Origin of the sequence: Actinophytocola oryzae, assembly GCF_004364325.1 — a bacterium.
In the GTDB taxonomy this organism is placed as follows: Bacteria; Actinomycetota; Actinomycetes; order Mycobacteriales; family Pseudonocardiaceae; genus Actinophytocola; species Actinophytocola oryzae.
Genome location: NZ_SOCP01000005.1, coordinates 423357 through 436965 on the forward strand (window position 1 = coordinate 423357; position 13609 = coordinate 436965).

Annotated in this window: 13 protein-coding genes; 6 read left to right on the plus strand and 7 right to left on the minus strand. The window is 68.5% G+C overall.

All coding sequences use genetic code 11. From position 1 onward, the window contains the following. Nucleotides 1–27 precede the first annotated feature (27 nt). The 3 genes from CLV71_RS16635 to CLV71_RS16645 form a co-directional block, all read right to left on the minus strand. Complete coding sequence (locus tag CLV71_RS16635) at nucleotides 28–2253, minus strand: (Fe-S)-binding protein (protein ID WP_166664122.1); 2226 nt, start codon at nucleotides 2251–2253, stop codon at nucleotides 28–30. Between the two features lie 246 nt (nucleotides 2254–2499). Next, entirely contained in the window at nucleotides 2500–2955 is a 456-nt protein-coding gene (locus CLV71_RS16640) for a GNAT family N-acetyltransferase (protein ID WP_208297587.1), read from the minus strand. Nucleotides 2956–2998: 43 nt separating this feature from the next. Beyond that, entirely contained in the window at nucleotides 2999–3778 is a 780-nt protein-coding gene (locus tag CLV71_RS16645; protein WP_133903652.1) for a TetR/AcrR family transcriptional regulator, read from the minus strand. Nucleotides 3779–3856: 78 nt separating this feature from the next. Between CLV71_RS16645 and CLV71_RS16650 the strand changes: the two genes are divergently transcribed. The 3 genes from CLV71_RS16650 (at nucleotide 3857) to CLV71_RS16660 (ending at nucleotide 6301) form a co-directional block, all read left to right on the plus strand. Next, nucleotides 3857–4804, plus strand: a complete 948-nt coding sequence (locus tag CLV71_RS16650) for an ATP-binding cassette domain-containing protein (RefSeq protein ID WP_243866517.1) — start codon at nucleotides 3857–3859, stop codon at nucleotides 4802–4804. Then, nucleotides 4801–5586: an ABC transporter permease gene (locus CLV71_RS16655; RefSeq protein ID WP_133903654.1), complete on the plus strand. Its 786-nt coding sequence runs from the start codon at nucleotides 4801–4803 to the stop codon at nucleotides 5584–5586. The genes CLV71_RS16650 and CLV71_RS16655 overlap by 4 nt, the downstream gene beginning before the upstream one ends. A 568-nt stretch (nucleotides 5587–6154) precedes the next feature. Next, the gene (locus tag CLV71_RS16660; protein WP_243866518.1) at nucleotides 6155–6301 is read left to right on the plus strand and encodes a hypothetical protein; all 147 of its coding nucleotides are present in this window, start codon (nucleotides 6155–6157) and stop codon (nucleotides 6299–6301) included. Here CLV71_RS16660 and CLV71_RS16665 read toward each other — a convergent pair. The 4 genes from CLV71_RS16665 to CLV71_RS16680 all read right to left on the minus strand — a co-directional run bounded on the left by CLV71_RS16665 (nucleotide 6279) and on the right by CLV71_RS16680 (nucleotide 10467). Beyond that, entirely contained in the window at nucleotides 6279–7319 is a 1041-nt protein-coding gene (locus tag CLV71_RS16665) for an MBL fold metallo-hydrolase (protein WP_133903656.1), read from the minus strand. The two genes, CLV71_RS16660 and CLV71_RS16665, sit on opposite strands and share 23 nt — an antisense overlap. A 1097-nt stretch (nucleotides 7320–8416) precedes the next feature. Continuing rightward, entirely contained in the window at nucleotides 8417–8605 is a 189-nt protein-coding gene (locus CLV71_RS16670) for a hypothetical protein (RefSeq protein ID WP_133903657.1), read from the minus strand. 57 nt (nucleotides 8606–8662) lie between these two features. Continuing rightward, nucleotides 8663–9478 (minus strand): ABC transporter ATP-binding protein, encoded by an 816-nt coding sequence (locus CLV71_RS16675; RefSeq protein WP_424923886.1) that lies wholly within the window; start codon nucleotides 9476–9478, stop codon nucleotides 8663–8665. Nucleotides 9479–9519: 41 nt separating this feature from the next. Further along, nucleotides 9520–10467 (minus strand): methionyl-tRNA formyltransferase, encoded by a 948-nt coding sequence (locus CLV71_RS16680; RefSeq protein WP_133903659.1) that lies wholly within the window; start codon nucleotides 10465–10467, stop codon nucleotides 9520–9522. Nucleotides 10468–10573: 106 nt separating this feature from the next. Here CLV71_RS16680 and CLV71_RS16685 point away from each other — a divergent pair, with 106 nt between their 5' ends. Genes CLV71_RS16685 through CLV71_RS16695 form a run of 3 tightly spaced genes read left to right on the plus strand, consistent with a single transcriptional unit; the run spans nucleotide 10574 to nucleotide 13536 of the window. Continuing rightward, nucleotides 10574–11902: a lysine N(6)-hydroxylase/L-ornithine N(5)-oxygenase family protein gene (locus CLV71_RS16685; RefSeq protein ID WP_133903660.1), complete on the plus strand. Its 1329-nt coding sequence runs from the start codon at nucleotides 10574–10576 to the stop codon at nucleotides 11900–11902. Next, nucleotides 11899–12717: a siderophore-interacting protein gene (locus CLV71_RS16690; protein WP_243866519.1), complete on the plus strand. Its 819-nt coding sequence runs from the start codon at nucleotides 11899–11901 to the stop codon at nucleotides 12715–12717. Before CLV71_RS16685 ends, CLV71_RS16690 begins: the two co-directional genes overlap by 4 nt. Before the next feature lie 9 nt (nucleotides 12718–12726). Continuing rightward, nucleotides 12727–13536, plus strand: coding sequence for an enoyl-CoA hydratase/isomerase family protein (locus CLV71_RS16695; RefSeq protein WP_133903661.1), 810 nt, complete (start codon nucleotides 12727–12729; stop codon nucleotides 13534–13536). Nucleotides 13537–13609 lie beyond the last annotated feature (73 nt).

Below are 13609 nucleotides of genomic sequence, written 5' to 3' on the forward strand. Positions count from 1 at the left end.
ATCTGGACGAAGGAGGCTGGAACGGACCTAGAGACCGCGCTTCACGGACTCGAGCAACATTTGCGAGACGTCCCTGACCTGCACGTCCGTGCCCTTGTCCTCGCTCTGGCGCTGCACGAGCCCGTCGGTCACCATGACACGACAGAAGGGGCAGCCGGTCACGATCTCCTTCGCGTCGGTGCCCAGCGCCTCGTCGACGCGCTCCAGGTTGATGCGCTTGCCGAGGTTCTCCTCCATCCACATCCGCGCACCACCCGCGCCACAGCACAGCGCGGTGTCGGCGTGGCGGGGCATCTCGGTCAGCGTCGCGCCCGCGGCACCGACCAGCTCACGCGGCGGCTCGTAGACCTTGTTGTGACGGCCCAGGTAGCAGGGATCGTGGTAGGTGACGGGCGCGCCGCCGTCGGCGGGCTTGACCGGCGTCAGCTTGCCGTCGCGCACCAGGCGGTTCAGCACCTGCGTGTGGTGCATGACGTCCCAGTGGCCGTTCGTGCCCTCGAAGCTCGGGATCATGCCCTCCAGCTGCGGGTACTCGCGGCCGAGCGTGTTCATGCAGTGCGGGCAGGTCGTGACGATCTTCCGCCTGGTCGGCTCGCGACCCTCGAACACGCCGTTGAGCAGCTCCGCGGTCTGCTGCGCCATCATCTGGAAGAGGAACTCGTTGCCGGAGCGGCGTGCCGGGTCGCCGGTGCACGACTCCTCCTTGCCGAGCACCACGTACTTCACACCGGCGATGTGCAGCAGCTCGGCCGTGGCGCGGACGGTCTTCTTGGCCTGGTCGTCGAACGCGCCCGCGCAGCCGATCCAGTACAGGTACTCGACGTCGTCGGCCAGCTCGCCGTCGTAGACCGGGACCTCGAACGGCAGGTCCTTGGCCCAGTCCATGCGCTCGGAGTTGTTCTGGCCCCACGGGTTGCCCTTGTTCTCCAGGTTGCGGAACAGGGTGCCCAGCTCGGAGGGGAACTCCGACTCGATCATGACCTGGTAGCGGCGCATGTCGACGATGTGGTCGACGTGCTCGATGTCCACCGGGCACTGGTCGACGCACGCACCGCAGGTCGTGCAGGACCACAGGACGTCGGGGTCGATGACGCCGCCGACCTCGGCGGTGCCGACGAGCGGGCGGGTCGCCTGGGCGGCACCCTTGGCAGGCACGCGGCCGAAGCCGGACTCGGGAACGCCGCCGTGCGCCGGGCCCTTGTGCCCGTTCTCGGCCAGCTCCAGGACGTCGACGTCGCTGTGGTCGGGGATCTCCTGGCCGCCGATCAGGTACGGCGCCTTCGCGAACAGGTGGTCACGCAGGTCCATGATCACGAGCTTCGGCGAGAGCGGCTTGCCGGTGTTCCACGCGGGGCACAGGCTCTGGCAGCGCCCGCACTCGGTGCACGTGGCGAAGTCGAGCATGCCCTTCCAGGTGAAGTCCTCGATCTTGCCGCGCCCGAAGACGTCCTCGTCGCCGGGGTCCTCGAAGTCGATCGGCTTGCCGTGGGACTCCATGGGCAGCAGCGGGCCGAGGCCGTCCGGCAGGCGCTTGGTGGAGACGTTGATCGGCGCGATGAAGACGTGCAGGTGCTTGGAGTGCAGGATGATGATCGTGAACGAGAGCATCACGCCGATGTGCAGCAGCAGCGCGATCGACTCGATCCACTCGTTCGGGGTGTCACCGAGCGGCCGCAGCAGGTCGCCGACGCCGAGCGAGACCCAGGCACCCGAGTCGTACGGGAAGTTGCCGAGGGCCGCGGACGCGCCGCGGAACAGGAACATCGTCCAGATGACGTTGAAGATCATGAAGAGGATCAGCCACGCGCCGGACGTGTGCGAGCCGTAGAAGCGGGAGCCCCGTTCCTTCTTCTCCGGGGCGTTGCGCACCCGGATGATCGCGAAGGCGACGAGGGAGATCACCACCATCACCGCGATGAAGTCCTGCGCGAAGCCGAGCACGGACCAGCGGCCGATCCACCAGATGTGGAAGTCGTGGTCGAACAGGGTGCCGTACGCCTCGAGGTAGACGGAGGCGAGGATGACGAAGCCCCAGAACGTGAACGCGTGGGCCGCGCCGGGGATGGACCACTTCAGCAGCTTGCGCTGGCCGAAGACCTCCCTGGCCTGTGCCCAGAGGCGCGCCCCGAGGTTGTCGAACCGGTCGACGGGCTGACCGGACTTGATCAGCTCGTAGAGGAACTTCGCGCGGCGCCCGGCGAACGCGAGGACGCCGACGGTGATCAGCAGTCCGATGATGAGACGAACGACCACGAGCTCTCCCGCGTCCGGCGACATTGGCTTGCAACGGTGTCAGTCTTGCTTGTTACTCGCCAGTATTTCCGATGGGGTCGCGAGTCGCACAACAGGGTTGTGACCTTTGCCGCCTACTTGATCGGTCGGGTCGCGCCCGAGGCGCACGTCAAACGGACAAAAAGACCATCGACCGGTCTGCCTAGGCTACGACACCGCCTTGACCAGCCGTTCCGCCCGAGGTGCCCGACCCCAGAGGAGGTCCGGTCAGCCCTCGTCGAGCCTGAGCACCACGAACTCGGGATCGCCGTCGCGGTCGGTGTCCACCGACCGGAAGCCGCAGCGCTCGAGGAGCCGCACCGACGCGGTGTTGCCCACGAACAGGTCGGCGTGGAGCGGTCGGACCTGCTCACGCCGCAGGAACTGCCGCAGCGCCGCGGTCCCGACGCCGCGACCCCAGAACCGCTGCCCGAACCAGTAGCCGACGAAACGCCGGTCGTCCTGCCACCACGCGACGATGTTGCCCGCGACCTCCCCGTCGACCGTGACGGTCTGGACGTGCCCGGTGGGGTTGCCGAGCACCTTCGTCCGCCAGTGCGTCAGGAAGCGGTCCCGGTCGCGGGCGGGAAACCGCGCCCGCCGCACCGCCTCCTCCTCGCGCTGCTGCTCGTAGAACACCTCGAGGTCCGCGTCGTCGACATCGCGCAACAGCACCTCGGTCATGCCGGTTCCTCCTCGGGAAGAGTGCGTCCGCCGCCGTGGACGGTCAGCCACGTGAGTCGACCAGGGTGGCCACGCCGTCGAGGATGCGGGCCAGGCCGAACTCGAAGCCGTGCTTCGCGTCGTAGGCGGACTGGTAGGTCTCGCCCGCGACGGCGCCCACCCTGGCGGCCGTCGGGTGCTTCTCCGGGTCGAAGACCTTCTCCAGCAGCGGGCCGTAGGTGGACCACCACTCGGCGTCGGTCACGCCCGTGTCGGTGACCGACGTGGCGGCCTGCGCCGCGGCGCGGGCCGAGCCCTGGACGTACACCGAGACCATGTTGACCACCGAGTCCATCTCCAGCTCGGTGAGGCCGATGCCGTCGACGGCTCGCAGGTTGTGGTCGTAGGCGGCGATGCCGTTCGGGCCCAGCGGCGGCCTCGACATGGCCATGACCTGCAGCATCCACGGGTGCCGCCGGTAGAGGTCCCACTCGGCCCACGCGACCGCCGTCAGCCTCTCGCGCCAGCCACCCTCGACCACCGGGCGGTCCTCGGGGCCGAGTGCGCGGTCGAACATCACGTCGACCAGCTCGGCCTTCGACGGCACGTACGTGTACAGCGACATCGTGCCCACCCCGAGCCGGTCGGCCACGCGTCGCATCGACAGCGCGGCGAGCCCCTCGGCGTCGGCGATCTCGATGCCCGCCCGCACGATCCGCTCGACGGTCAGCCCCTGCCTGGGTCCGCGTGACCTCGGCGCGGGGCCGGTGCCCCACAGCAGCTCCATGCTGCGCACGGGGTCGCCCCGCCCGCCGTAGTGCCTGCTCTCGTCCTTGGCTGCCATCGCCGTAACATCCTAGAATCTCCGTACGATGTACGGTAGCGTGCAACTACGTACAACGTACGACTAGGGAGACATCTGGTGACCATCGCCGCAGAGGCGCTGCGCAAGCGGTTCGGCGACAAGACCGCGCTCGACGGCGTCGACCTGGCCGTCGCCGAGGGCACCGTCCACGGGGTGCTCGAGCCCAACGGCGCGGGCAAGACGACGGCCGTGCGCATCCTCACCACGCTGCTGAGACCCGACGCGGGCCACGCCACGGTGGCCGGCTTCGACGTCAGACGCTCACCCGGCGAGGTCCGGGCGCACATCGGGCTGGTCGGCCAGCACGCCGCCGTCGACGAGGTACTGTCCGCGCGGCAGAACCTCGAGCTGTTCGGCCGCCTCTACCACCTGTCCGGGTCGAGGGCGCGGGTCAGAGCCGAGGAGCTGCTGACCCGGTTCGGTCTCGCGGACACCGGGAAGAAGCCGGTCAAGCAGTTCTCGGGCGGCATGCGCCGACGGCTGGACCTGGCGGCGAGCCTGATCCTGCGACCACGGGTCCTGTTCCTCGACGAGCCGACGACCGGGCTTGACCCGCGCGGCCGCAACGAGGTGTGGGAGGCGGTGCGCTCGCTGGTCCGCGAGGGCACGACAGTGCTGCTGACCACCCAGTACCTCGACGAGGCCGACCAGCTGGCGAGCGCCGTCTCGGTGATCGACCACGGCCGTGTGATCGCGGAGGGCAGCCCGGCGACGCTGAAGTCCCGCCTCGGCGGTGACCGGCTTGATGTGGTGCTCCACGACGTGGCCGAGCTGCCCAGGGCGGCGGAGGTGGTGGCCGCGGTGACCGACGCCGTCGCGGAGACCGACGAGGACGACCGCAGGGTCAGCGCCCAGGTGAGCGACCCGCTCGCGGCACTCGCGAACGCCGTGCACGCGTTGCGGGCGGCGGGTCTCGCGGTGGAGGACGTGACCCTGCGCCGCCCGACACTGGACGAGGTCTTCCTCCACCTGACCGGCGACAGGAAAGAGGGGGTACCGGCATGAAATGGGCGTTCGCGGACGGACTGACGATGACCCGGCGTGATGTTCTGCACTGGGTTCGGGACCCCGGTCCGGTAATTGTCGGACTTCTTTTTCCCGTTCTGATGGTCGTCATGTTCGGGTATTTGTTCGGCGGGGCGATGGCCGTGCCGGGCGGCGGTGACGGGTACCGCGAGTTCGTCCTGCCCGGCATGTTCGCCATGACGATGGCGTTCGGCCTCGAGACCACCATGATCGCGGTCAGCACCGACGCCACCAAGGGGGTGACCGACCGGTTCCGGTCCATGCCCATGGCGCCTTCCGCTGTGGTGACAGGCAGAGCGGGCGCGGACATGCTCAACTCGGTGCTGGGACTGGCAGTCATCATGGCGGCGGGCCTGCTCGTCGGGTGGCGTGCCCACAATGGACTGTTGCCCGTGCTCGCCGCGGTCGGACTGTTGCTGTTGCTGAGGTTCGCCCTTCTCTGGCTCGGGATCTACCTCGGGCTCGTCATCAGGGGCCCGGAAAGCGCGATGATCGTGCAGATTCTCGTGTGGCCGGTCAGCTTTCTCGCCAACACCTTCGTCGCGCCGGACACCATGCCGGGGTGGCTCGGCACCGCCGCGGACTGGAACCCGCTCTCCTCGACCGTCGCCGCCACCCGGGAGCTTTTCGGGAACCCTTCCTGGGGCGGGGGATCCTGGGCCGCCGAGCACGCGCTCCTCATGGCGGTCGTGTGGCCGGTCGTCATCATCGCGGTCTTCTTCCCGCTCTCCGTGCGGCGGTTCCAGGGACTGAACCGGTGACGCTCGTCCCGGTGACGCGCGAGCGTCACCGGGACGAGAACCGCCGTTACCACATGAACCGGTCGCCGACTCGCCACGTCCCCTGTTGTGTCACCCGCTACCCGGACGGCTACGCGAACGAGAAAACTCTACGGAGAGTGACGTTACAGCGATGTCAGCCAGTGTGATCGATATGTGAACCGCCCACCCGCGGTAACCGAACGGCCCCGGAACGTGCACAACGTCGATATCCGTGAAAGCTGGGAAAAACCTGAGAGCCTAAATCAATAAAGTATGGTCTACCTGCTCGAAAACGTTTACGATCAACTGGGAAATCCACTCGGTCAGACCAGGCCGGGGGTGGTGTGAACCACGAGGCGGGTGTCAGGATGCCCGGCGCCGGGACCGTATCCCGGCCCGACCGCGACTAGCCGGTGTTGGTTACCGAGCGAACACGGTCAACAATAAAGCTGCGGGTAGGCCCCCGACTACCGGCACGCAGGCAGAAAGGCTCCACATGACCTGGGCACGACACGCCAGTCCGACCCTTGAGCAAGGCCGCTTCGCGGAAGCACGGGCTAGCGAGAAGATGCACTACGCGGTACAGAACCGGAAGGCCGCGCGCACGGTCGCGTGCCACGCCTCCGACGCGCAGGACTGCGCGAGCCTCCTCGCGATGCTGGGCCTCGACCAGCTCGACGAGAACGGCGCGATCAGGGTGCCGACGGCGGAGTAACCGCGTACTCGGCCACTCCGTCGACCATGGTCGAGCTGAGTTCACCACGAAGTACCAGTACATCCAGATGCGCCGCGGTTTCCCCGGCCGCGAGTGTCTGGTTGAACAGGTCGAGTTCGTCGTAGCGCCGGCGCCGACGAGTCCACCCCAGCCGGCCGGCTGCTTCGAAGGCCGTACCCGCCCCGTCCCGAACGGCGGCGAGGGTCTCGGCGAGGCGTTCCTCGTGATGGGCCAGTAGCTCGTCGACCCGCGCGTGCGTGCTGGGCGCGACCGGCCCGTGGGCGGGCAGCAGCCGCAGGTCCGGATAGGACCGCACGAGGCGCAGGCTCTCGAGGTAGTCGGCGAGCGGCAGCTTGGCAGGCTCCGGCTGGAACCCGATCGACGGCGTGATGTGCGGCAGCACGTGGTCACCCGCGAACAGGGTTCGAGCCTGCTCGTCGACGAAGACGACGTGGCCCTGCGTGTGGCCGGGCGTCGGCAGCACGGTGAGCGTGCGGTCGCCGAACTCGATGGTCGTGATGCCGTCGAGCCACTCGTCCGGCTCCTCGTAGTGGTCGATGACCCCGCGCTCGCCTACGGACTCGATCCACTGCTTCACCAGCGGCTCCGCGCCCCAGCGAACCATCTGACGTGCCTGACCGTCGGGTGGCCTGCGAGTCATGGCACGCTCCAGCGACGGCTGCTCGCCGATGCCGAGCGCGACCTTGGTGCCGTAGACCCGGCGCAGCTGGATGGCGAGCGTGTAGTGGTCGCGGTGGATGTGGGTGACAAGGAAGCGCTGGATGTCACCGAACTCGAACCCGATCGCGCCGAGCGCCCGCTCCAACTGCTTCTCGGCGACGTCGAGCGCCCAGCCAGAGTCGATCATGACCAGGCCGCCGCCGGTCTCCACGGCATAGACGTTGACCGCACGCAGGCCGTCCATCGGCAGGGGCAGCGGGATCCGGTGCACTCCGGGGGCGACCTCGAACGCACCCGGCTCCAACCACGCGTGCCGGTCGTCCTGTTCGTCGGCCATGGCCACCTCCTCGTCAGCAACCCGAACTTAGCAAATCTTGATTCACTTACGGGTGTGAGCTAGCCAATGCCACAGACAGCACCGGCACAACGCTCCTGAGCACCAGGCAAGAGGCAAAGCCACCAAGAGCGCCCCCGCCCCGAGAGATCAGACGCCCACAACCACACAACGCCGAGAATGAGCCGCCGACTCACCAACAAGCGGCGCAAACCACTCTCACCGCACCGCCAGCGCCAGGCCCGACCAGACAGCGAAGGCACCGAACCGAACGACCGACCCGACCCAACGGGGAAGCGACGGCTCCGGTGAAGCCCCCGCTACGAAAGCGAAGAGACAGTGCAACCACGCAAGGCGTGAGCGGGCCGCCGGCGTCTGGACTGACGAGCACGGAAGTCCCTGCGCGAGCGAAGCGAGCCCAGGGACTTCCGCGCGCAGGAGGGAAGACGCCGGGTAAAGGCCCGCTCACCCGCGAGCGGAGCGAGCCAATGTCTCCGTGAGCGGGCCGCCGGCGTCTGGACTGACGAGCACGGAAGTCCCTGCGCGAGCGAAGCGAGCCCAGGGACTTCCGCGCGCAGGAGGGAAGACGCCGGGTAAAGGCCCGCTCACCCGCGAGCGGAGCGAGCCAATGTCTCCGTGAGCGGGCCGCCGGTGTCTGGACTGACGAGCACGGAAGTCTCTGCGCGAGCGAAGCGAGCCCAGGGACTTGCGCGCGCAGGAGGGAAGACGCCGGACAAAGGCCCGCTCACCCGCGAGCGGAGCGAGCCAATGTCTCCGTGAGCGGGCCGCCGGTGTCTGGACTGACGAGCACGGAAGTCCCTGCGCGAGCGAAGCGAGCCCAGGGACTTGCGCGCGCAGGAGGGAAGACGCCGGACAAAGGCCCGCTCACCCGCGAGCGGAGCGAGCCAATGTCACCGTGAGCGGGCCGCCGGCGTCTGGACTGACGAGCACGGAAGTCCCTGCGCGAGCGAAGCGAGCCCAGGGACTTCCGCGCGCAGGAGGGAAGACGCCGGGAGAAGGCCCGCTCACCGCCGAGCGGAGCGAGGCCATGCACACAGCCCGCTCACCAGCGAGCGGAGCGAGCCAATTAGACACAGCAATTAGACCCGATCGAACGGGCGTACGTCCCGGTAGGCCTCGGTCAGGGGGTTGATGCCGGGCCGTGGGTGGATCACCACCACGCCGAGCAGGCCGAGCAGTCCCACCAGCGCGACCATCAGCAGCTGATAGGCGAGACCCACCACGAAAGCGAGTCCTGAAACGAGACCGAGGATCCAGCGGGTAGCCATCACTCCCCCAACAAAAAGTGCACGACAATTTGTTTTTCGTGGGGACCGGCTTGAATGTTACCGAGAGTGCTCGCTCTCACGAAGAGTGATCGAATGATGGCGCCCGGTGGGGATGACCAGGGGTGTTTCACTCACGGGGTCGGTTGTCACCTGACACCGGACATCGAATACACCCTCGACCAATTCGGGCGTGACGACCGCGCTCGGTGACCCCTCGGCGACAATTCGGCCCGATTTCATCGCGATCACGTGGTCGGCATAACGGCATGCCTGGTTCAAATCGTGCAAAACCATCACGATGGTCCTGCCCTCGCGCCGGTTGAGATCGACGACGAGGTCCAGCACGTCGATCTGGTGCGCCAGGTCCAGGAACGTGGTCGGCTCGTCCAGCAGCAGCACCGGGGTCTCCTGCGCGATCGCCATCGCGATCCACGCCCGCTGCCGCTGCCCGCCGGACAGCTCGTCCACTGGCCGGTCGGCGAGGTCGGTCAGCTCCGTGGCACGCAGGGCCGCCGCCACCGCGGCTTCGTCGTCGGCGGACCACTGGCGCCACCAGCTCTGGTGCGGCGCGCGCCCCCTGGTCACGAGGTCCACCACGGTCAGGCCGTCCGGCGCGACCGGCGACTGCGGCAGGATGCCGAGCTGCCGCGCGACCTGCCTGGTCGGCGTGCTGCGGACGGAGCGGCCGTCCAGGTACACCGTTCCGGCCTGCGGGGCCATCAGTCGCGCCAACGCACGCAGCAGAGTGGACTTGCCGCACGCGTTGGCGCCGACGATGACGGTGATGCGACCGGGGGGCACGAGCAGGTCGAGGTCGTCGACCACCACCCGGTCGTCGTAGGCCAGGCGGAGGTGCTCGGCGCGTAACTCGATCACAGGCTCACCCTACGCGTCGAGGTTAGGTTAGGTATACCTCAGGAGGGGTGAGAGGTGAGGTAGCCGCCCATCGTGCGGAAGTACTCGGTGGCCGCCAGCTCGGTGCCGTCGTCGAGGCGCAGTCTGCGCAGGAGCAGGCCCTGGCTACGTCCTCGGCGGGCGTCGGCACCCGCGACGATCACCACGCCGTCGCCCTCCTTGATGAAGATCCGGCCGGGCGTGCCACCGTAGCGGCCCTCGGAGACGTCCGCCTCGATCACCCGCAGGCGCGTCGAGCCGTGGTAGACGAAGGCGTTCGGGTACGGGTCGGACTGCGCGCGGACCAGCCGCTCCAGCTCCTCGGCCGACCACTGCCAGTCGATCCGGCTGTCCTCGACGGACCGCTTGTGGAAGAACGACGCCTTCGCCGGGTCCTGCTTCGCGAAATCCGTGTCACCACGGGCGATCCTGGCCAGCGCGTCCACCACGATCGGTCCGATGAGGTCGACCGTGCGGTGGAACAGATCGGCGGCGGTGTCCTTCGGACCGACCGGCACGGACCGCTGCAGCACGATGTCGCCCGCGTCGAGCGTGTCGTTCATCATGTGCGCGGTCACGCCGACCTCGGCCTCGCCGTTGATGAGCGCCCAGATCACCGGCGCGAAGCCCGCGTAGGCCGGGAGCAGCGAGTCGTGCACGTTCAGCGTGCCCCTGGGCGGGAAGTCGAAGATGTGCGGCGGGATCCACGTCCGCCAGTTGTTCGCCACGATGATGTCCGGCCGCGCCTCCGCCAGCGCTGCCACGACCTTCTCGTCCGGCCGGTTGCGCGTCACGACCGGAACCCCGTTGGCGGCGGCCAACTCCGCGACGGAGTCGCTCCAGATCGACTCGTACGCGTGGTCGCTCGCCGGGTGCGTGACCGCCAGCACGACCTCGTGCTCCGACCCGAGCAGCGCCTCCAGGGTCCGGTACCCCCAGGTCTGGTACCCGAAAAGCACCACGCGCATGACTTCTCCGTTCCTGCCGAGTGATGTTCACTAAGTGAAGCGAGGCTATCCTTACTGAGTGACATTAGGTTAGCCTTACCTCGGTGGGATCGAGGGAAGGACGGTAATGCCACAGGAACTCGTCGGGGAGCCGGACACGTATGACGTGGTCGGCGTCGGTTTCGGACCAGCAAATCTCGCACTGGCGATCGCCGTCGCGGAACACAACGCCCGGCAGGACGCGGTGCCGGTGCGGAGCCTGTTCCTGGAGAGGCAGCGGCGCTTCGGCTGGCACCGAGGCATGCTGATCGACGACGCCACGATGCAGGTGTCCTTCCTGAAGGACCTCGTCACCCTGCGGAACCCCACCAGCGACTTCAGCTTCCTGTCCTACCTGCACAGTGCCGACCGGCTCGTCGACTTCATCAACCAGAAGTCCCTGTTCCCGCTGCGGGTCGAGTTCCACGACTACCTCGAGTGGGCGGCGGCGAGGTTCACCGACGAGGTCCGCTACGGCCACGAGGTGACGACCGTCGAGCCGGTGACGGAGAACGGCAGGGTCGAGGGCTTCGACGTCACGGCGTCGGGTCCGGGCGGCACTACCACCGTGCGCGCACGCAACCTGGTGTTCGGCATGGGCCTCACGCCGTACCTGCCCTCGGGGGCGGCGCTGTCGGAGCGCGTGTGGCACAACCGCGACCTGCTCGACAAGGTCGAGCGCCTCCAGCGGTCGACCGCCTACCCGCCGCCGGTCAGGTTCGCTGTCGTCGGCGCGGGCCAGAGTGCCGCCGAGGTGACGAAGTACCTGCACGACAGCTTCCCGCACGCCGAGGTGTGCGCGGTCTTCTCCCGCTACGGCTACAGCCCGTCCGACGACAGCCCGTTCGCCAACCGCGTGTTCGACCCGGACGCCGTCGACCAGTTCTACGTGGCACCGCCCGAGGTCAAGCAGCTGATCATGGGCTACCACGCCAACACGAACTACTCGGTGGTGGACACCGACCTCATCGAGGAGCTGTACCGGCGGGTCTACCAGGAGAAGGTGCTGGGGACGCGGCGGCTGAAGATGTTCAACGTGTCGAAGGTGGTGGAGACCGTCGAGACCGACGACGGGGTACGCGCGACCGTGGAGTCCCTGACCACGCACGAGAAGACCGTGCTGGACTGCGACGTCCTCGTGTACGCGACCGGGTACCGGCCGACCAACCCGCTGGCGCTGCTCGGTGACCTCGCCGGGCACTGCAGGCGCGACGACCTGGGGCGGCCACTCGTCGCCCGCGACTACCGGCTGGAGACCGCGCCGGAGCTGGCCGCGGGCCTCTACCTGCAGGGCAGCACCGAGCACACGCACGGCATCTCGTCGTCGCTGCTGTCCACCACGGCCGTGCGTGCCGGGCAGATCCTCGACTCGATCGCCACGACGGTGCCCGAACAGCTGGCGGTGAGCGCGAAGTGACCACGACAGAGACAGAGGTCCAGTCCTACGTCCTCTTCCGCGTCGAGGTGGTGCGGACCGAGCGGCTGAGCCCGAAGATGCTGCGTGTGACGTTCGCGGGGCCGGAGCTGGCCGGCTGCGTCACCGCGGGCCACGACCAGCGGATCAAGATGTTCTTCCCGCGTGCCGGCGAGACCGACCCGGTCGTGCCGGAGGGGCCGAACTGGTTCCCCGACTACCGCGCGATGCCGCAGGACGTCAAGCCGGCCATGCGCACGTTCACGATCCGCGCGCTGCGGCCGGACGTGTGCGAGATGGACGTGGACTTCGTGCTCCACGGCGACCTCGGGCCCGCGTCGAGGTGGGCGGGTCGCGCCACACCGGGTGACCGCGTCGCGATCCTCGGCCCGAACCTGCTCTGCCCCACGATCTACGGCTACGAGTACCGGCCGGACGCGGACACCGACTGGACCCTGCTCGCGGGCGACGAGACGGCGCTGCCCGCGATCACCGGCATCCTGGCCGCCATGCCCGCCGGGCGACGCGCGCTGGTGTTCCTCGAGGTCGAGTCGACGGCGGAGATCAAGGACCTGCCCTGCCCCGGCGACGCGCGGATCACCTGGCTGTCGCGGGACGGGGCACCCGGGACTCCCGGCGGGCTGCTGCGTGGCGCCATCGCGCGGACCGACTTTCCGGCCGGGCGGCCCTACGCGTGGCTGGCGGGCGAGTCCAGCGCGGTCACGGGACTGCGGCGGCACCTGGTCAACGAGCGCGGTGTCGACCGAAAGGATGTCTACTTCTCGGGCTACTGGCTGTTGGGCGGCGCGATCGAGTAGGCATGTGGGGTGCATGACTACTCCACACAGTTCCCGACCCTGCGCTTCGCCGACCTCGGCGACGGCGTGCTCGAGGTGTCGATGTCCGCGCCGGGGCGGCTGAACGCCGTCGGCCACGACGGGCACCGCGAGCTGGCCGCCGTCTGGACCGCCGTCGACACCGACCCGGACGTGCGCGTCGCGATCATCAGGGGCGAGGGCGGCGTGTTCTCCTCGGGCGGCGACCTCGACCTGGTGTCGGACATGGCGTCCGACTTCGACGTCCGGATCAGGGTGCTGCGCGAGGCCCGTGACCTCGTCTACAACGTGATCAACTGCTCGAAGCCGATCGTGTCGGCCATCGAGGGACCCGCGGTCGGCGCCGGGCTGGTGGTCGGGCTGCTCGCGGACGTGTCCATCGCCGCGCCGGACGCCCGGATCATGGACGGCCACACCCGTCTCGGCGTGGCGGCGGGCGACCACGCGGCGATCGTGTGGCCGCTGCTGTGCGGGATGGCGAAGGCCAAGTACTACCTGCTGACGTGCGAGCCGGTGTCCGGCGAGGAGGCCGAGCGGATCGGGCTCGTCTCGCTGTGCGTGCCGGGCGACGAGCTGCACGACCGCGCACGCAAGATCGCCACCCGGCTGGCGAACGGGTCGCAGAGCGCGGTCCGGTGGACGAAGTACGCGCTCAACAACTGGCTGCGGCAGGCCGGGCCGATCTTCGACACCTCACTCGGCCTGGAGTTCCTCGGGTTCGGCGGGCCTGACGTGCGGGAAGGCGTGTCGGCGATCCGCGAGAAGCGGCGGGCGACGTTCTCGGGTCCCGCCTCGGAATGACCACGCTGCGTACACACAACAAAGCATAAAACTTCTACCTTCATATGTAGTACACCTGCTATCGTTCGCAGCA